Annotated in this window: 19 protein-coding genes; 13 read left to right on the top strand and 6 right to left on the bottom strand. The window is 65.0% G+C overall.

The features are described 5' to 3' along the window. Positions 1 to 79: 79 nt before the first annotated feature. The 4 genes from ACVWW6_RS07415 to ACVWW6_RS07400 all read right to left on the bottom strand — a co-directional run bounded on the left by ACVWW6_RS07415 (position 80) and on the right by ACVWW6_RS07400 (position 2,465). A complete protein-coding gene (locus ACVWW6_RS07415) occupies positions 80 to 673 on the bottom strand; it encodes a cytochrome b/b6 domain-containing protein (RefSeq protein WP_456680448.1) in 594 nt (197 codons plus the stop codon). 62 nt (positions 674 to 735) lie between these two features. Continuing rightward, on the bottom strand, positions 736 to 1,014 hold the full coding sequence (locus ACVWW6_RS07410) for a PepSY domain-containing protein (protein WP_161532792.1): 279 nt from the start codon (positions 1,012 to 1,014) through the stop codon (positions 736 to 738). Between the two features lie 219 nt (positions 1,015 to 1,233). Then, the gene (locus tag ACVWW6_RS07405; RefSeq protein WP_456680447.1) at positions 1,234 to 2,052 is read right to left on the bottom strand and encodes an SDR family oxidoreductase; all 819 of its coding nucleotides are present in this window, start codon (positions 2,050 to 2,052) and stop codon (positions 1,234 to 1,236) included. Positions 2,053 to 2,114: 62 nt separating this feature from the next. Next, complete coding sequence (locus ACVWW6_RS07400; protein WP_028174975.1) at positions 2,115 to 2,465, bottom strand: hypothetical protein; 351 nt, start codon at positions 2,463 to 2,465, stop codon at positions 2,115 to 2,117. A gap of 91 nt (positions 2,466 to 2,556) precedes the next feature. Between ACVWW6_RS07400 and ACVWW6_RS07395 the strand changes: the two genes are divergently transcribed. Both ACVWW6_RS07395 and ACVWW6_RS07390 read left to right on the top strand, forming a co-directional pair. Beyond that, positions 2,557 to 3,090: a TetR/AcrR family transcriptional regulator gene (locus ACVWW6_RS07395; protein ID WP_456680446.1), complete on the top strand. Its 534-nt coding sequence runs from the start codon at positions 2,557 to 2,559 to the stop codon at positions 3,088 to 3,090. A gap of 74 nt (positions 3,091 to 3,164) precedes the next feature. Then, positions 3,165 to 3,362, top strand: a complete 198-nt coding sequence (locus tag ACVWW6_RS07390) for a Trm112 family protein (protein ID WP_011083431.1) — start codon at positions 3,165 to 3,167, stop codon at positions 3,360 to 3,362. Positions 3,363 to 3,576: 214 nt separating this feature from the next. On the opposite strand, the gene ACVWW6_RS07385 is transcribed toward ACVWW6_RS07390, so the two are convergent. Next, entirely contained in the window at positions 3,577 to 4,797 is a 1,221-nt protein-coding gene (locus ACVWW6_RS07385) for a ubiquinone biosynthesis hydroxylase (RefSeq protein ID WP_456680445.1), read from the bottom strand. Between the two features lie 215 nt (positions 4,798 to 5,012). Between ACVWW6_RS07385 and tesB the strand changes: the two genes are divergently transcribed. Next, the gene (gene tesB / locus ACVWW6_RS07380) at positions 5,013 to 5,876 is read left to right on the top strand and encodes an acyl-CoA thioesterase II (protein WP_028174978.1); all 864 of its coding nucleotides are present in this window, start codon (positions 5,013 to 5,015) and stop codon (positions 5,874 to 5,876) included. A 3-nt stretch (positions 5,877 to 5,879) separates the two neighbouring features. Here tesB and ACVWW6_RS07375 read toward each other — a convergent pair whose 3' ends face one another. Then, complete coding sequence (locus ACVWW6_RS07375; protein ID WP_456680444.1) at positions 5,880 to 6,758, bottom strand: DUF4339 domain-containing protein; 879 nt, start codon at positions 6,756 to 6,758, stop codon at positions 5,880 to 5,882. Between the two features lie 238 nt (positions 6,759 to 6,996). Between ACVWW6_RS07375 and ACVWW6_RS07370 the strand changes: the two genes are divergently transcribed. From ACVWW6_RS07370 to ACVWW6_RS07325, 10 genes are all read left to right on the top strand, one after another. Continuing rightward, entirely contained in the window at positions 6,997 to 7,335 is a 339-nt protein-coding gene (locus tag ACVWW6_RS07370; RefSeq protein WP_008142802.1) for a P-II family nitrogen regulator, read from the top strand. Positions 7,336 to 7,406: 71 nt separating this feature from the next. After that, positions 7,407 to 8,708 (top strand): ammonium transporter, encoded by a 1,302-nt coding sequence (locus ACVWW6_RS07365; RefSeq protein ID WP_038965115.1) that lies wholly within the window; start codon positions 7,407 to 7,409, stop codon positions 8,706 to 8,708. A gap of 81 nt (positions 8,709 to 8,789) precedes the next feature. Beyond that, on the top strand, positions 8,790 to 9,104 hold the full coding sequence (locus ACVWW6_RS07360; RefSeq protein WP_011083437.1) for an ArsR/SmtB family transcription factor: 315 nt from the start codon (positions 8,790 to 8,792) through the stop codon (positions 9,102 to 9,104). A gap of 28 nt (positions 9,105 to 9,132) precedes the next feature. Then, on the top strand, positions 9,133 to 9,486 hold the full coding sequence (locus ACVWW6_RS07355) for an SRPBCC family protein (RefSeq protein WP_161532796.1): 354 nt from the start codon (positions 9,133 to 9,135) through the stop codon (positions 9,484 to 9,486). Between the two features lie 40 nt (positions 9,487 to 9,526). Next, the gene (locus ACVWW6_RS07350; RefSeq protein WP_011083439.1) at positions 9,527 to 10,129 is read left to right on the top strand and encodes an ATP-dependent Clp protease proteolytic subunit; all 603 of its coding nucleotides are present in this window, start codon (positions 9,527 to 9,529) and stop codon (positions 10,127 to 10,129) included. Between the two features lie 447 nt (positions 10,130 to 10,576). After that, the gene (locus ACVWW6_RS07345) at positions 10,577 to 10,915 is read left to right on the top strand and encodes a P-II family nitrogen regulator (RefSeq protein ID WP_008142813.1); all 339 of its coding nucleotides are present in this window, start codon (positions 10,577 to 10,579) and stop codon (positions 10,913 to 10,915) included. Between the two features lie 37 nt (positions 10,916 to 10,952). Continuing rightward, the gene (locus ACVWW6_RS07340) at positions 10,953 to 12,401 is read left to right on the top strand and encodes an ammonium transporter (protein WP_456680443.1); all 1,449 of its coding nucleotides are present in this window, start codon (positions 10,953 to 10,955) and stop codon (positions 12,399 to 12,401) included. Positions 12,402 to 12,615: 214 nt separating this feature from the next. After that, positions 12,616 to 13,020, top strand: coding sequence for a GFA family protein (locus ACVWW6_RS07335; protein WP_011083442.1), 405 nt, complete (start codon positions 12,616 to 12,618; stop codon positions 13,018 to 13,020). Between the two features lie 329 nt (positions 13,021 to 13,349). Continuing rightward, a complete protein-coding gene (locus ACVWW6_RS07330) occupies positions 13,350 to 14,564 on the top strand; it encodes an aminotransferase class I/II-fold pyridoxal phosphate-dependent enzyme (RefSeq protein ID WP_456680442.1) in 1,215 nt (404 codons plus the stop codon). A gap of 9 nt (positions 14,565 to 14,573) precedes the next feature. Continuing rightward, positions 14,574 to 17,051: a DNA translocase FtsK gene (locus tag ACVWW6_RS07325; protein WP_161532799.1), complete on the top strand. Its 2,478-nt coding sequence runs from the start codon at positions 14,574 to 14,576 to the stop codon at positions 17,049 to 17,051. Positions 17,052 to 17,184: the final 133 nt, after the last annotated feature.

Below are 17,184 nucleotides of genomic sequence, written 5' to 3'. Positions count from 1 at the left end.
CGCGGCCTGTGCAATTCGATCTGCGGAAATTTGCGCCATCGACGGCCGGCGGACGTGCGCCGTGATCGGCAACGAACGTCTAGAGGTGAGTGCCGATGCGCTTGCGTCCGGTGATCATCGCGCGGATCAGGTTCTCGCGCTGGAGAATCCCCATCAGCACCACGCCCACGACGTGCAGCACGACCAGGACGATGACCGCGTCCGATGAATAATGGTGGGCGTCTTCGACCCACCAGACGCCAAAGAAGGTGACGGTCACCGACATCGCTCCCGTGATCGTGGAGACGGCGAGCGAGGCCAGCAGCGCCACCAGCATCAACGTGCCGGCGGGATTGAGACCGATGTAGCGGCCGGTCATGCCGCGGCGCAGGTTCCAGAGATAGCCTGGCGCCGCGCGAAGCCTGACGCCGACCATGCGGAAGCGCGAATAGCGGCTTCCCCAAAAACCCCAGACCAGGCGGAAGGCCAGGAGCCCAAGCACCATATAGCCGACGATGCGGTGCAGGCGGTCAAAGACGGTGGGGGTGAACCACGCGGCCAGAACACAGATCGCCAGGGCCCAGTGCCAGAGGCGCAACGGGAGGTCCCAGACCGCGATCGTGCGCGGAGCAGTTCGATCCGCGGGGCTCCTGTCGGACGCCCCGCGCGCTTCTGGCACCGCTTCTTCGATCAAGCGAAGACCACCCTCAAGCCTTACTTTGCGCAGATCACTTCGCGCAGGTTATTTCGCGCAAGTCATTTCGCGATCGTGTGCTTCAGGCTGAGATCTTCGGGGCTGTAGAACAGCTCGTAGAGCTTGCCTTCCTTGACGCCATAGACCTCATAGCACGAGCCTTCGATCTTGGAGCGCCGCACTTCGTAACCGAGCGCCTTGGCCTTGGCTTCGGCTTCGCTCGCCGGCTTCCACGACGCCTTGTCGAGCTTGGTGCAGTTCTTGAAACCGTCGGCCATGGCGGCGGATCCCGTGCCAATCCCGATCGTCAGTACCATGGCAACAACACGAATGACCTTCACGAACGTCTCCTCCTTTGTCGTGAGCGCTGCGCGGGAAGCCGCGAAGCGGGACGGAAGGAAGCAAAGCACATGATGAAGTCAATGCGGTTCGGGGCCGGTTCGCTTTAGAGATATTCTAACGATCCGAGAAAGATCAGCGCTCTCCGCATGCAGCACGCATTTGAACGGCCGCTGCGGCCTTACGTCTCACGGGCCGGAGGCACGCTGCCGCCGGGCTGGTCATCCCTGGATCGCGCTTCGCGCAGCGGGGTAGTTGCGTTGCAGCCAGTCCGCCCAGGAGAGCCGTCCGCGAACGCCTTGGCTGACGACGAAGCCCATGCCGCGCGCCTTCGCGTCCGAAAGATTCATCGGCAGGATTTTCCGATGCAGCCCCCGGGCGTGCTGATACCGGCGGGCCAGCGAGACCAGCTCGAGATCTTCGGGGCCGCCAATCTCCGCGCGCTCGCCACGCATCCCGTCGAAGGCGCAGGCCACGACGTGGTCGGCGACATCCGACGTATCGACGGGATTGAACAGCGTCGTCGGCACCGGCCACACCGGAAGCCAGGCGAGGCCCGAGAGCAGGCTGTCGAGCAGATAGTAGAACGGCATCGCGCGAACCACCGACCAGGACAGAGCCGATGCACGCACCAGCCGTTCGCCGGCAAGCTTGACCCGCGCGTAGGGCAGGGTTGCCTCATCGAGGCCGACGATCGAGACGTGGAGGAAGTGCCGCACCCTGGCTTCCCCGCAGGACGACAGCAGGCGCCCGGTGCCCTCGACGTCCACGGCGGAGGGCGAAGTGAAGAAGTCTTTCGGGCGAATGCCGCCGCGCCGCGCGATCGGCGAATAGGTCGCCGCGTTGATGACCGTGTCGACGTCATGCAGCGCGTCCCGCAACCCGGCGCCTGTGGCGAGGTCGCCGATCGCCCATTCGACGTCCGGTCGCGTGCCCGGCGCTCGCGCAAAGACCCGGACGTGACGTCCGTCGCGAACGAGGCGATCGACGATATCCCGACCGAGATGGCCTGTGCCCCCGGTGACGAGTGTCAGAGCCATGCTTGAAGCTCCATCTGCAACGGCTCGCCGTTCGCCGTAGCGGGAAGGCGTCTACGGCGAGCTCAATAGCCGGCAACCGTCATGGCAACGACGGCGCTGAGCGCCATCCAGCCGAAGTGCCGGCCGCGTGTCGCCCATGCGTTGGCGAAGGCGGAGAAACCGAACACGCAGGCCATGGTGATGACGATCCAGTGGCGCGCCGGCGCCGAGTCCATCCAGGGCGCCGCGATCAGGAGCACGCCGCCGCCGATCCAGGCGACGGTCGATGCCTGCCAGACCAGGCGGATCAGGGTGCGCAGCCGTTCCGGCTCGATGCTCGCGCGAGCAAAGACCTTGGTCTCGCCGAGGATGCCATGGATGAGGGCCACGACGATGGTCAGGACGCCGGCGCACTGGAGCAACAGATCACGCATCGATATCTCCGTACATAACTGTATGGAGACATAGGGGCTGGCCTGCCGCCTGTCAATACACTAGTGTATGGTCAAGTTCCGGGAACCTGGCATGACCGAACAGCTCTCCGCCGACGATTGGATCAAACAGGGGCTGAAGGCGCTCGCGAAAAGCGGCTTCACGGCGCTGAAGGCCGACCCGCTGGCAAAGGCCATCGGGGTTTCGCGCGGCAGCTTCTATTGGCATTTCACCGATCTCGGCGCGTTCCATGCCGCCGTGCTGAAACGCTGGCGCGAGATCGCGGCCGAGCAGATCATTGCCGATGTCGAAGCCGCCGGCGACGAGCCGCTGAAGGCGCTGCTGCGCAGGTCCTTCGGCGCGCGGCTCGATCTCGAACGCGCGGTCCGCAACTGGGCGGCATTCGATGCCGCCGCGCAAGCCGCGGTGCGCGCGATCGACCGCCGCAGGCTCGACTATATCGAGCAGCTCCTGGACAAGCGCGGGCTAGACCCGGCGACGGCGCAGGCTCGCGCGCAGATCCTCTATTGGACATTTCTCGGCTTCGCCCTGTCGGGCCCGCCGGTGCCGGCGGCACGGCTCCAGGGCCTGCTCGACGACCTGCTACGGATGATCTCTGCCGAGTGACCCGTTCCAATAGAACGGGTCACTCGGCGGACGCGAATTTCTGTGCTAGAGGCAGCCCATCGCCGGAGACCACAATGAACGCGCCCACCGAACGCCCCGAAACCAGCGTCGATCCGAAATTGCTGGAGATTCTGGTCTGCCCGCTGACCAAGGGTCCGCTGGAGTTCGATTCCGCAAAGCAGGAGCTGATCTCGCGCAGCGCCAAGCTCGCTTACCCGATCCGCGACGGCATCCCGATCATGCTGCCGGAAGAGGCGCGGAAGATCGATTGAGGTCGCAGTCTTGCGCAGCGGCCGCGCAACAATCGCGATGTCGTCCTGGCGAAGGCCAGGACCCATAATCCCAGGGAGGGGTTTGGCGCGAAGCTGGTAACTCCGAGTCTTCGCAAGACTATTGCTGCGGCGTATGGGTCCCGGACCTGCGCGCGCTTGGGGCGCGCTTGTTCGGGACGACGAGCGGAGGGTGGAGCGCCAGCGAGGATAAGAACTACAACGCCTCGCCCTTCAGCAGCCGCGGCACCTCGCCCGTCAGGCCCGCGGCCTGGCGGATGAAGAGGTTTTTCAGCGGCGGGGCGCGGTCGACGAGGCCGAGGCCGATGTCGCGCACGGTGCGCAGCAGCGTCGACTGGTTGGAGAACAGGAAGTTCAGCGAGTTGGTGGCAACGCCCATCGCCATGGTGTCGAAGCGGCGCCAGCGCTGGTAGCGCTCGAGCACGTCGGCCGCGCCGAGATCCATCCCGAGCCGCGCGGCATCGACGACGACCTCGGCCAGCGCGGCGACGTCCTTCAGCCCCATGTTGAGGCCCTGGCCCGCGATCGGGTGGATGACGTGGGCGGAATCGCCGACCAGCGCGAGGCGCTCGGCGATGAAGGAGCGCGCCACGAAATAGGACAGCGGAAATGCTCGCGGCTTGTCGAGCGCCTTGACCTCGCCGAGATGCAGGCCGAAGCGCTGCTCGAGCTCGCCGTGAAACTCTTCGTCGCTGAGCGCGATGATGCGCGCGGCCTGAGCCCGGCGCTCGGTCCAGACCAGCGAGGAGCGCTTTCCGGACAGCGGCAGGATCGCGAAGGGACCTGCGGGCAGGAAGTGCTCTTCGGCGCGGCCTTCGTGATCGCGCTCATGGCCGACGGTGACGACGATGCCGGACTGGTCATACTCCCAGCCATTGGTGGCGATGCCGGCGCGCTCGCGCAGCTTCGACCTCGCACCATCGGCGGCGACCAGCAGGCTGGCCGCGATCACGCTGCCGTCGCCGAGCGTCACGTCGATGCCGTCGGAACGCGCGTCGTAGGAGGCGACCGTGGTGGCGCGGAGATCGATGCCCTCGGCCTCGGCACGCACGACCAGCGCGTCGATCAGGCGGCGGTTCTCGACCATGTGCGCAAAGGGCTCGCCCGGCGCGACGTCGCCGGCGAAGTTCAGGAACACCGGACGCGTGGCGTCCTCCAGCTTGGAATCGGTGACGACCATGTCGAGGATCGGCTGCGCCTCGCCCCTGACGTCGTCCCAGGCACCGATCGCCTCGAACAGGCGGCGGCAGGCGGCGACGATCGCGGTGGCGCGCGGGTCCCGGCTCGGCCGCGTGCTGAGCGCGGGATCGGCGACGATGACGGGAATCTCGGGCCCGAGCCCCTGGCGGAGCGCCAAGGCCAGCGCCAGGCCCGCAAACGCGCCGCCGCCAATGACAATGCTACCCTGTACCGACATACCAAGCTTCCCGGCCAATACTTCGCCTGTTCTTGGTCTTGCTAGCAGACTTGAGGTGGGCGAAACAGTGCGGTGAAACAAGGGCGGAACGGCCCAATTCCGTCATTCCGGGGCGCGCGGAAGCGCGAACCCGGAATCCAGAGGTTATCGCTCGGGATTCCGGGTTCATCGCTGGCGCGATGCCCCGGAATGACGAGATTTTCGAAAGCACAATCATGTCCAAAAGCCTGATCGACCTGATCTCGATCCTCGACCTCGAACAGCTCGAGGTGAACCTGTTCCGCGGCAACAGTCCGAAGACGAGCTGGCAGCGGGTGTTCGGCGGCCAGGTGATCGGGCAGGCGATGGTCGCGGCCTGCCGCACCGTCGAGGGCCGGCTGCCGCATTCGCTGCATTGCTATTTCATCCTGCCGGGCGATCCGCAGATCCCGATCATCTACCAGGTCGAGCGCCTGCGCGACGGCAAGAGCTACTCGACCCGCCGCGTCACCGCGATCCAGCACGGCAACGCGATTTTCTCGATCATGGTGTCGTTCCATGCCGAGGAGGAGAGCGCGTTCGATCACCAGGACAAGATGCCGGACGTACCGCCGCCGGAAAAGCTGACGGCGGAGGAAGTGGCGAAGCAGCCGCTGTTCAAGGAGATGCCGGAGTTCATTCGCCGCTACTATGAATCCGACCGTCCGATCGAGCTGCGCCCGGTCGAGCTCGGCCGCTACTTCGGCCAGAAGATCGAGGACGGCCGCATCCACGTCTGGATCAGGACCGCGGCGAAGCTGCCCGACGATCCGGCGCTGCACATGTGCGCGCTGGCCTATGCGTCGGATTTCTCGCTGCTCGACGCGATCATGGCGCGCTACGGCCGCACGCTGTTCGACAAGCGCATGATGCCGGCGAGCCTTGACCACGCGATGTGGTTTCACCGCCCGTTCCGCGCCGACGAATGGCTGCTCTACGCCCAGGATTCGCCGAGCGCGCGAAGCGGCCGCGGGCTGACCCGCGGCTCGATCTTCAAGCCCGACGGCACGCTGGTCGCCTCCGTCGCGCAGGAAGGCTCCGTGCGCGAGCGGAGGGCGTAACGCCTAGAGGGAGCCGCGGGGGGCGAGCTCGGTCTGCGACGCAAACCAGTTCATGATCCAGCGATACAACCACGGGATCGGGATGATGAGGCTGAACAGGATTGCGGCCACGATTCCACGCCAGAGAATCTCAAGACCGCTGCCCTTGAAGACGATCTCGCGCCGCGTGCCTTCAATGCTGCGGCAGAACCAGCGCATCTGAGCCGCGGCAACCCAGGCCCAGCCGATGATGGTAATGATCGAGATCGCGAACAGCAGATTCCAGCCGACATAGGCCCAGACCGAGCCGGTGAAGCTGAGGCCGAGCGGCTGCCCATTGGAGGCGAGGTTCGCGACGATCCATTTGATGAGGAGCCAGTAGAGAACGATCTGCACGAGGAACAGCAGGTTGCTCAGCAACTGGCTGCCGATGAAGCCGATCGCGATCGCCAGAACGATGAAGCCGAAAAACCAGGGCACCAGCGCCATCGCATTGCCGGTGAAGCTGAGGTTCGGGCGTCCCGGGACCTTCACGCAAGGCACGATCCATTTTGTGTACCAGACGAAGACCCACGGCGCCGGGATGACAAAGCACATGCCGATCAGCATCACGATGCTGCGCCAGGTGAATTCGAGGATGCCAAAATCGACCGACAGTGATCCGCCGGCGGCGCCACCATTGCCGCGGCCACCCATCGTCGGCGGACCACCGGCCGGGATCATCGGCGGCGCGCCGCCGCCGACCAGGCCGGGGATCTCGGCGGCCTTCTGCCAGCCGGCCATGCCTTCGGTCCACACCAGCGTATCCGGGCGCACGACGCCCTGGGCGATGAGGTCGCGGAACTGCCCTTCGGGAAAGGGCCCCTGCTGCTTGCCCTCGGATGCGTAGAACCAACTCGCCATGAAACGTCCCCCTCAAACATACTTATGTACCGGCTGGGACGCTTCGGTTCACCGCATCCATGCCAAAAATGCATTGTGACGGATGAACGGCTGCCCTGTACAGAGGCGGCCGTTCACAACGCCAAACGTTTTTCCGCTTCAATCTGCAACTTTTTTATGCCATTTGCCCGGAAAGATGCCAGATTGACGCTGCGCCGGGGACATACGGCGCGGCGCATCCCGGGGAATAGGCCTGACCATGAAACTCGTCGTCGCGATCATCAAACCCTTCAAGCTCGATGAGGTCCGCCAGGCCCTGACGGCGATCGGCGTCCACGGCATGACCGTGACCGAGGTAAAGGGTTATGGCCGCCAGAAGGGCCACACCGAGATCTATCGCGGCGCGGAATATGTCGTGAACTTCCTGCCGAAGCTGCGCATCGAGATCGCGGTCGCCTCCGACGTCGCCGACAAGGCGGTCGCCGTGATCACCGCCACGGCGCGCACCGGGCAGATCGGCGACGGCAAGATCTTCGTCACGCCGATCGACCACGCGCTGCGCATCCGCACCGGCGAAACCGACAGCGACGCGCTCTAACGATTCTTCTTCGATCGCGCCGGGCAACGACGCCACAGCTGCGACGCAATTTCTATGCTGGGGGAAATGACATGGCGGGATTGTTGCGCCGCGCGGCCGTTGTGGCTGCGCCGGCCGGACTTATGTCGATCGTTGCCGCGCCGGCGCAGGCCGCGGGTTCCGAGATCAACACCGCCGACACCGCCTGGATGATCGTCGCCACCGCGCTGGTGCTGATGATGACGATCCCCGGCCTCGCGCTGTTCTATTCCGGCATGGTGCGCAAGAAGAACGTGCTCGCCACCATGGCGCAGAGCCTTGCCGCCGTGACGATGATCTCGATTCTCTGGGTCGCGTTCGGCTATTCGCTCTGCTTTGTCGGCGACGGCCCCTGGATCGGCACGCTCGACCGCTGGTTCCTGGCGGGCATGACGCTCGACAGCGTCAACCCGGCCGCGAAGACCATCCCGGAATCGCTGTTCATGCTGTACCAGATGACGTTTGCGATCATCACGGTGGCGCTGGTCGCGGGCTCGGTCGCCGACCGCATGCGGTTCTCCGCTTATCTGCTGTTCTCGGTCGCCTGGTTCATCTTCGTCTACATTCCGCTGGCGCATTGGGTGTGGGGCGGCGGCTTCCTCGCCAGCATGGGCGTACTGGATTTCGCCGGCGGCCTCGTGGTGCATCTGTCGGCCGGCACCGCCGGCCTCGTCGCCGCCAAGGTGATGGGGCGCCGCCACGGCTACGGCACCGAAAATCTCTCGCCGTTCGATCTGTCGCTCGCCGTGATGGGCACTGGCCTGTTGTGGGTCGGCTGGTTCGGCTTCAACGGCGGTTCGGCCGGCGCGGCCAATTCGCGCGCGGTGCTGGCGATCATCGCGACCCATCTGGCGGCCTGCTCCGGCGCGCTGACCTGGGGCGCAATCGAATGGTCGACGCGGCGCAAGCCTTCCGTGCTCGGCATGATCTCCGGCGCGGTCGCTGGCCTCGGCACCATCACGCCGGCTTCGGGCTTCGTCGCGCCGTGGCATGGCATCGTCATCGGCATCATCGCCGGGGCGGTTTGCTACTGGGCCTGCACCTGGCTGAAGCACCGCTTCGACTATGACGATTCGCTCGACGTGTTCGGCGTCCACGGCATCGGCGGTCTGACCGGCACCCTGCTCGCCGGGGTGTTCGCAACCAGCGCCATCGGCGGCACCGCCGGCCTGCTCGAAGGTCATCCGCGGCAGCTTCTGATCCAGCTTTATGGGGTCGCCGTCACCTTCGTTTGGGCGGCAGGCGTGAGCTTCATCCTGCTCAAGCTGGTCGGCCTGTTCGTGCCCTTGCGCGTATCCCGTGAGCACGAGCTCGAGGGACTGGATATTTCGCAGCACGGTGAGGCCCTGCAGTAAGCTGCGGGCGAGCGGTTCGAGGAATCGAGCAGCCTAAGCCCAGGACTTGCACATCACATAAGTGTATGCTTATGTGTTGCCATGATCGAAGCCGACATCTTCAAGGCGCTGGCCGACCCGACGCGTCGAAGGGTCTTTGAGAAGCTCGCTGGCGGAAGCCTGAATGCGAGCGCTTTGCGCGACGGATTGGAGATCAGCCAACCGGCGATGTCGCAGCACCTCGCGGTGCTGCGTGCGGCAGGTCTGGTGCGTGAACAGCGGCAGGGCCGCTTTGTGAACTACGAAGTCGACCCGGACGGAATCGTCGCCATCGGGGCATGGCTTGCGCGCTACCGCGCCTACTGGCCGAAGCGCATGGAAGCACTCGCCGATCTCCTCAAGGACATGGATCAATAAGGACCTGGATTAATAAGGACCTGGACCGATGAGCGACGCCGCGAAGCCTGATCGTCCCGACGAAGCCCTGGTGCTTGAATATGATTTCGATGCGCCGCCGGCAAAGGTCTGGCGCGCCGTGACCATTCCGGCCTTGCGCGAGCGCTGGTTGCCGGATTGCGACCTTGCGGGCGCCGAGCCGGAATCAACGATCGCAGGCGAAGAGGTGCGCTACCGGCTTCGCGATTCAGAGCCGCCGTTTCGCGAGAGCCACGTCATCTTCCGGATCGAGCCGAACGAGGACGGCGGCACCCGCTTCCGCATCATCCAGCAAGCCTGCGACGACCTCGCGAAACTGCCGCAGCCGGCCAACACCAATTGCCGCCTGATGATGGCGGCCTGACAGCAAAAGACTTCATCACCTGCAGACATGGAGGTCGCCAATGCGCGACATGCTTCAGCTCGTCCCTATGGTTGTCGAACAATCTGCCCGCGGCGAGCGATCCTTCGACATCTATTCGCGGCTCCTGCGCGAGCGCATCATCTTCCTCAACGGCGAGGTCAATGATGCGATGTCCGGACTGGTCTGCGCGCAATTGTTGTTCCTGGAGGCGGAGAATCCGAACAGGCCGATCAATCTCTACATCAATTCCTATGGCGGCGTAGTCACCAGTGGACTGGCGATGTACGACACCATGCAGTTCATCAAGGCGCCGGTTCATACGCTGTGCATGGGCACCGCGCGCTCGATGGGCTCGTTCCTGCTGATGGCCGGCGAGCGAGGTCACCGCGCCGCGCTGCCCAATGCGAGCCTTCACGTGCATCAGCCGCTCGGCGGCTTCCAGGGCCAAGCGTCCGACATCCTGATCCATGCCAACGAAATGCAGGAGACCAAGCGGCGCATCACCCGGCTCTACGCGCAGCATTGCGGGCGCACTGAGGCGGAGGTGGAACGAACCTTGGACCGCGACCACTTCATGACTGCACAGCAGGGGGTCGAATGGGGATTGATCGACCGGGTCTTTGCGGAACGCGACGCTACCTGACGGTCCGACGGCGGCTTCGGCCGGATACCGTCCGGCGAGCTTTGTTCTGCCCGAGCGGCTCGGCCGGTTGCGCGCATCCCGTGGGCACGAGCTCGGGGGGTTCGGTATTTCGCCGCACGGCGAAGCACTTCAGTAAGCTTTGCCCATAATTAGATACCTTCCAGCTGCCCGACACGTGAGCAACATTGTGTCGGCAGCCTGTCGTGCCCTCATTTTGAGCAGTCGTGACCAGCTTTTGAGCGCGACGTAATAGCGCACTGCACCGCAATACCCGCGAAACGCGAAAACCCCCGCTTTCATAATCCGTTAGGCAACACGCCCGTTCTGGCACGGCATTTGATTCTAGGGGGCGTGGCTGTGCCCGCGTAGTGAAACTTCTCCCTCGTGGCGAACCAGTCGAGAAACGCCCGGCCACGTCCGGACCGGGCCCAAGCGGGGATAGGACCCATGAAAATTGTTATGGCGATTATTAAGCCATTCAAGCTGGAAGAAGTCCGTGACGCCCTGACCGCCATCGGCGTTCACGGTCTCACGGTGACGGAAGTCAAGGGGTATGGCCGCCAGAAGGGCCATACGGAAATCTATCGCGGCGCTGAATATGCCGTGAGCTTCCTGCCCAAGATCAAGATCGAGGTCGCTGTCGCCTCCGACCAGGTCGACAAGACCATCGACGCCATCACGTCCGCCGCGAAAACCGGACAGATCGGCGACGGCAAGATCTTCGTCATCAACCTCGACCATGCGGTTCGTATCCGCACCGGCGAGGCCGATGCCGCGGCCCTTTGATTTCGCGCTCAACCTTATCCAATCAGGAGTAAATAATATGACGTTCAAGCGTCCCTATGGCGCGGGATTGGCGGCTCTCGCAGTCGGCCTGTTCGCTGCGACCGCAGCCTATGCCGAGCCAACGGTCAATAAGGGAGACAACGCCTGGATGCTGACATCGACAGTCCTCGTGCTGTTGATGACGATCCCGGGTCTTGCGCTGTTCTACGGCGGTCTCGTCCGTTCCAAGAACATGCTCTCGGTCTTGATGCAGGTCTTCTACACCGTCTGCGTCGTCACCGTGATCTGGGCCGTGTACGGCTACAGCCTCGCCTTCACCGGCGGTTCCGACTTCATCGGCGGCTTCTCCAAGGCCTTCATGATGGGCGTCACCACCGACTCGAAGGCCGCGACCTTCTCGGTCGACGCCAACATCTCGGAGCTCATCTATATGTGCTTCCAGATGACCTTCGCGGCAATCACGCCGGCCCTCATCGTCGGCGCCTTCGCCGAGCGCATGAAGTTCTCGGCGATCGCTCTCTTCATCCCGCTCTGGGTCACGCTGATCTACTTCCCGATCGCGCACATGGTCTGGTACTGGCCCGGCCCGGACGCGATCCAGGACGCTGCCAAGGCTCTGGCTGCGGCGACTGATGCGGTGGCGAAGACCGCGGCGCAGGCCAAGCTCGACGAGATCAACGCCGACGCCGGCTGGATCTTCAAGAAGGGCGCGATCGACTTCGCGGGCGGCACCGTGGTGCACATCAACGCCGGCATCGCAGGTCTCGTCGGCGCTCTCCTGATCGGCAAGCGCACCGGCTACGGCAAGGAGCTGATGGCTCCGCACTCGCTGACCATGTCGATGATCGGCGCCTCGCTGCTCTGGGTCGGCTGGTTCGGCTTCAACGCCGGCTCCAACCTCGAAGCCAACGGCGGCGCTGCCCTCGCCATGACCAACTCCTTCGTCGCCACCGCAGCCGCCGCGCTGTCGTGGATGTTCGCGGAGTGGATCGTGAAGGGTCACCCGTCGGTGCTCGGCGTCATCTCCGGCGCTGTCGCGGGTCTCGTGGCCGTCACGCCCGCCGCCGGCTTCTCCGGCGTCATGGGTGCGATCGTCCTCGGTCTCGTGGTCGGCGTGGTCTGCCTGTTCTTCTGCACCGTCGTGAAGAACGCGATCGGCTACGACGACTCCCTCGACGTGTTCGGCGTGCACTGCATCGGCGGCATCGTCGGTGCTCTCGGTACCGGCATCCTGGTGAACCCCGCCCTCGGCGGCGCCGGCATCATCGACTACACGGCGATCCCGCCGAAGGTTGCCGATTACGACTTCGCGGCGCAGATGGTGTCCCAGTTCTGGGGCGTCTGCACCACGCTGGTGTGGTCGGGCGTCGGTTCGGCGATCCTCTACAAGGTCGTCGATGTGATCGTTGGCCTCCGCGCCAATGTCGAGAGCGAGCGTGAAGGCCTCGACATCACCGAGCACACCGAGCGCGCCTACAACATGTAACCTCTCCTCCCGGGCACGGTCTCCCCGGAGACCGCGTCCACAACTACGGTTTGGGCACATACCCGGCAATGCCCCGACCGTTGAGGGGCTCCAGCGCAAGCTGGAGCCCCTTTCTTTTTGCGCCGCGCGGCAAAGAAGCAAAGAAAAGGATTGCCATTCCAGATTGCCGGCGCAGAAATATCGACCACAACGAACAACAAACCGGGAGATCGTCATGCGTTTGGAAGGCGGATGCTATTGCGGCGAAGTGCGCTACGTGGCCGAGGGCGACCCTATGATGCAGGCGCAGTGTCATTGCCGCGAGTGCCAGTACATCTCGGGCGGCGCACCCAACACCTTCATCGCGATGCCGGTGGCCGGCTTCAGCTACATCATCGGGCAGCCCAAGCAGTTCACCCGCAAGGACCTCGAGCGCGCCGTGACGCGCGAGTTCTGCCCCGAATGCGGCACGCATCTGGTGACCAAGGTTCCGGGCCTCCCCGCAGCGATCCTGAAGGTCGGCACGCTGGACGAGCCCGAGCAGTTCCATCCGCAGATGGCGATCTACACCTGCGACAAGCAGGAATTCCACGCCATCCCCGCCGGCATGACGACGTTCGAGAAGCTGCCGGGGCACTAGTCCACGATGACGGCGCGCTGCCTCCCCCGCATGCGGGGGAGGGCGAGGGCAGGGGAGAGGGTGTCTCAACATCGGGACAGTCCCTATGCGGAGAGAACCCTCATCCGCGCCTTCGGCGCGACCTCTCCCGCAAGCGAGAGAGGTGGAGGAACCAGCCGGCCCTGTAGCCCACCCATCCCGTTGTTGTCCGGCCTCAATATTCCCGCTCTGGACGGGGGCGGCGGCCGATGGTTAATCGCGTCTTAACCTCGCCCTATCTATGGTGAACTGAACCGCTTCCCGCCGGCGCCTTGGTGCGACCGGCTGTTCCAAGAGTGCTGGCGTCCAGAATGGCTATGACCGCTTCATCCCGTGCGCCGCAGGCCAGCGGAAGCTCCGATTCCGAACGCTCGCCCTTCGTCCGGCTGAACGAGCTGCTGGCCCCCCATCAGCCGGGTAAGCCCTTGATTACGCTTGCGGTCGGCGAGCCTCAGCATCCCGTGCCCGATTTCGTCGGCCCGGTCCTGGCCAAGCACACCGCCGATTTCGGCCGTTACCCGATGAACCAGGGCACCGAGCCGTTCCGGAAAGCCGCGAGCGCCTGGTTGTCGTCGCGCTTCAAGCTGCCGCGGCCGCTCGACCCCGCGAGCGAGCTTCTCGTCCTCAATGGCAGCCGCGAGGGGCTGTTCCTCGCCGCGATCACGGCCGCACGCTATGTCGGCCCGCGCCCCGGCAAGCCCGCCATCCTGATGCCGAACCCGTTCTATCCGGTCTATGGCGCCGGCGCCCGCGCAGCGGCTTGCGAGCCGGTCTATCTGCCGACCACCGTCGAGAATGGCTTCCTGCCCGATCTCGACGCCATCGACGAGGCGACGCTGGCGCGCACGGTGGCGCTCTATCTGGCCTCGCCCGCCAATCCGCAGGGCTCGGTCGCCAAGCCCGACTATTTCAAGCGGTTGAAGCAGCTCGCCGACCGCTACGGCTTCGTGATCCTCAGCGACGAGTGCTATTCGGAGATCTACACCCGCGAGGCCCCGGGCAGCGCGCTCGAATGTGCCGGCCCCGACTTCACCCGCGTGGTTGCGTTCCAGTCGCTGTCGAAGCGCTCCAATTTGCCGGGCCTGCGCGTCGGGTTCGCCGCCGGCGACAAGAAGTTCATCGGCATGTTCCTCGAGCTGCGCAACATCGCAGCGCCCCAGGTGCCCGTGCCGCTCCAGCATGTCGCCACCGTCGCCTATGGCGACGAAGCGCATGTCGAGGAGAACCGCAGGCTCTACCGGATCAAGTTCGACCTCGCCGACCAGATCATCGGCAATCGCTACGGCTATCGCCGGCCCGACGGCGGCTTCTGCGTCTGGCTCAACACGTCCGAGCTCGGCGACGACGTGTCGATCACGCTCAGGCTCTTCAAGGAAGCCGGCGTGCGCGTGGTGCCCGGCAGCTATCTGGCGCGGCTCCAGCCCGACGGCTTCAATCCCGGCGCAGGCTACATTCGCCTCGCGCTGGTGCAGGATGGCGAGACCACGGCACAGGCGCTGCACCGCCTGGTCGAGACTCTGGGTTAGGCGGGGCCCGTGAGCATGTCGGCAATCGAACGTGTCATTCCACTGGTCGGCCATCTGCCGCCGTCGATCCGCGAGGGGCTGGCGCGGCGTATGCGCGAGCTCGCCGGCCTCGGCCTGATCGCGCTGTCGGGGCTCGCCTCGGCCGCGCTCATGACCTGGTCGGTGCAGGATGCAAGCCTCAGCCACGCGACCTCGCGGCCGATCCGCAACATCCTCGGCTATGCCGGCGCGATCGGCGCCGACCTTGCGATGCAGATCCTCGGGCTCGGCGCCATCATGCTGGTCCTGACGGTCGCGGTCTGGGGCTGGCGCATGATGACCCATCGCCCGTTCGACCGCGAGGCGCTGCGGCTCGGCTCCTGGATTCTCTGCACCGTGATCGCTGCGGGCTTTGTCAGCTGCTGGCCGCACGGCGGCGCATGGCCGCTGCCGACCGGACTCGGCGGCGTGGTCGGCGATGCCCTGGTGCGCGCGCCCGCGGTGATTTTCGGGCCGCCCGGCATGATCTATCGCACCGTGCTCGGCGTGATCCTGTTCGCGGCGATGGCCGCGACCTTCCTGATCGCCTGCGGTCTTGGCGCGCGCGAGCATGACGACGAGCTCGCCGAGATCGAGGATGACGACAAGCCGCTCGATGAAGACGAGGAGAGCGATCGCGGCTCGGTGTCGCTGGGATGGCTGTTCCATGCGCTGATGAGCACCAAGGCGCGCCTGATCTGGCTGTGTGGTGCCGCTTACCGCTCGCTGGTCTCGAGCGGACCGAAGACCAGGGCCGTTGGGTTCAGCCGCCAGGAGCCGAATCTCGGCGGCGGCCGCGCCGCGCCGCCGATCTCGCCGCGGTCCGAAGACGAGGACTACGAGGAGGAGCACGAGGAAGAGGAAGACGAGGAGGAAGAGGAGGAGCCTGCCGCGCGCGCACCGCGCAAGAAGGCGGCTCCGAAGGCCGCGGCCAGGAAATCCTCCGACAAGTTCGAGCTTCCGTCCGTGTCCGTGCTGGCCGCGCCCAAGGCCGGCGATCGCCAGCCGCTCAGCAAGGCCGAGCTGGAGGCCAATTCGCGCGCGCTCGAAGGCGTGCTGCAGGACTTCGGCGTGCGCGGCGAGATCGTGAAGGCCAATCCGGGTCCCGTCGTCACGCTGTACGAGCTGGAGCCGGCGCCCGGCATCAAGTCGTCGCGCGTGATCGGCCTCGCCGACGACATCGCCCGCTCGATGAGTGCGCTGTCGGCGCGCGTCGCCGTCGTGCCCGGCCGCAATGCCATCGGCATCGAATTGCCGAACGCCCATCGCGAAAAGGTCTATCTGCGCGAGCTGCTGGTCGCCAAGGAGACCGTCGACACGGTCGCAAAGCTGCCGCTCTGCCTCGGCAAGACCATCGGCGGCGACCCCGTCATCATCGACCTCGCGCGCACGCCGCACATGCTGATCGCCGGCACCACCGGCTCGGGCAAGTCGGTCGCCATCAACACCATGATCCTCAGCCTGGTCTACCGGCTGCGCCCGGACCAGTGCCGGCTGATCATGGTCGATCCGAAGATGCTCGAACTCTCCGTCTATGACGGCATTCCCCATCTGCTCACGCCCGTCGTGACCGACCCGAAAAAGGCGGTGGTCGCGTTGAAATGGGCCGTGCGCGAGATGGAAGAGCGCTACAAGAACATGGCCAAGCTCGGTGTGCGCAACATCGACGGCTACAACACGCGCCTGCTCGAGTTGAAAGCCAAGGGCGAGGAGCCGACCCGCACGGTGCACACCGGCTTCGACAAGGAAACCGGCAAGGCGATCTACGAGGAAGAGAAGCTCTCGCTCGACCCGCTGCCCTACATCGTCATCATCGTCGACGAAATGGCCGACCTGATGATGGTCGCCGGCAAGGACATCGAAGGCGCGGTGCAGCGTCTCGCGCAGATGGCGCGCGCCGCCGGCCTGCATGTGATCCTGGCGACACAGCGTCCGTCGGTGGACGTCATCACCGGCACCATCAAGGCGAACTTCCCGACCCGCATCGCCTTCCAGGTCACCTCCAAGATCGACAGCCGCACCATCCTCGGCGAAATGGGCGCCGAGCAGCTGCTCGGCCAGGGCGACATGCTCTACATGGCGGGCGGCGGCCGCATCAGCCGCGTGCACGGACCGTTTGCATCGGACGACGAAGTCGAGAAGGTGGTGCGCCACCTCAAGACGCAGGGTCAGCCCGAATACCTCGAGGCCGTCACGGCCGAAGAGCCGACCGAGGACGAGGACGGCGGTGCCGTGTTCGACGCCAGCGGCATGGGCGCGGATGGCGGCGGCGATCTATTCCAGCAGGCCGTTGCCATCGTCAAACGCGACCGCAAGGCCTCGACCAGCTACATCCAGCGCCGCCTGCAAATCGGCTATAACCGCGCCGCATCGCTGATGGAGCGCATGGAACTGGAAGGCATTGTCGGTCCCGCCAACCACGCCGGCAAGCGCGAGATCCTGGTCGAGGAAGAAGACAGCCATATGTGAGGCGAGCCGCCTCAAAACAGGCTTTCACGCAAAATCGATATCTGCTTTTGCCCGAAATCACGCTAAAAGGCGCCTAGCCATACAGGACGACGCGTTGATCAGACATCCGGACATTCGATTCGCTGCCACCATC

The organism is Bradyrhizobium sp. USDA 3311, assembly GCF_054062495.1.
This window is presented reverse-complemented; position numbering and strand designations above follow the sequence as displayed.

Coding starts and splice junctions, on each gene's coding strand:
- ACVWW6_RS07405 (WP_456680447.1), bottom strand. CDS start 2,052: ATGGCTCTGACACTCGTCACCGGGGGCACAGGCCATCTCGGTCGGGAT.
- ACVWW6_RS07400 (WP_028174975.1), bottom strand. CDS start 2,465: ATGCGTGATCTGTTGCTCCAGTGCGCCGGCGTCCTGACCATCGTCGTG.
- ACVWW6_RS07395 (WP_456680446.1), top strand. CDS start 2,557: ATGACCGAACAGCTCTCCGCCGACGATTGGATCAAACAGGGGCTGAAG.
- ACVWW6_RS07390 (WP_011083431.1), top strand. CDS start 3,165: ATGAACGCGCCCACCGAACGCCCCGAAACCAGCGTCGATCCGAAATTG.
- ACVWW6_RS07385 (WP_456680445.1), bottom strand. CDS start 4,797: ATGTCGGTACAGGGTAGCATTGTCATTGGCGGCGGCGCGTTTGCGGGC.
- tesB (WP_028174978.1), top strand. CDS start 5,013: ATGTCCAAAAGCCTGATCGACCTGATCTCGATCCTCGACCTCGAACAG.
- ACVWW6_RS07375 (WP_456680444.1), bottom strand. CDS start 6,758: ATGGCGAGTTGGTTCTACGCATCCGAGGGCAAGCAGCAGGGGCCCTTT.
- ACVWW6_RS07370 (WP_008142802.1), top strand. CDS start 6,997: ATGAAACTCGTCGTCGCGATCATCAAACCCTTCAAGCTCGATGAGGTC.
- ACVWW6_RS07365 (WP_038965115.1), top strand. CDS start 7,407: ATGGCGGGATTGTTGCGCCGCGCGGCCGTTGTGGCTGCGCCGGCCGGA.
- ACVWW6_RS07360 (WP_011083437.1), top strand. CDS start 8,790: ATGATCGAAGCCGACATCTTCAAGGCGCTGGCCGACCCGACGCGTCGA.
- ACVWW6_RS07355 (WP_161532796.1), top strand. CDS start 9,133: ATGAGCGACGCCGCGAAGCCTGATCGTCCCGACGAAGCCCTGGTGCTT.
- ACVWW6_RS07350 (WP_011083439.1), top strand. CDS start 9,527: ATGCGCGACATGCTTCAGCTCGTCCCTATGGTTGTCGAACAATCTGCC.
- ACVWW6_RS07345 (WP_008142813.1), top strand. CDS start 10,577: ATGAAAATTGTTATGGCGATTATTAAGCCATTCAAGCTGGAAGAAGTC.
- ACVWW6_RS07340 (WP_456680443.1), top strand. CDS start 10,953: ATGACGTTCAAGCGTCCCTATGGCGCGGGATTGGCGGCTCTCGCAGTC.
- ACVWW6_RS07335 (WP_011083442.1), top strand. CDS start 12,616: ATGCGTTTGGAAGGCGGATGCTATTGCGGCGAAGTGCGCTACGTGGCC.
- ACVWW6_RS07330 (WP_456680442.1), top strand. CDS start 13,350: ATGGCTATGACCGCTTCATCCCGTGCGCCGCAGGCCAGCGGAAGCTCC.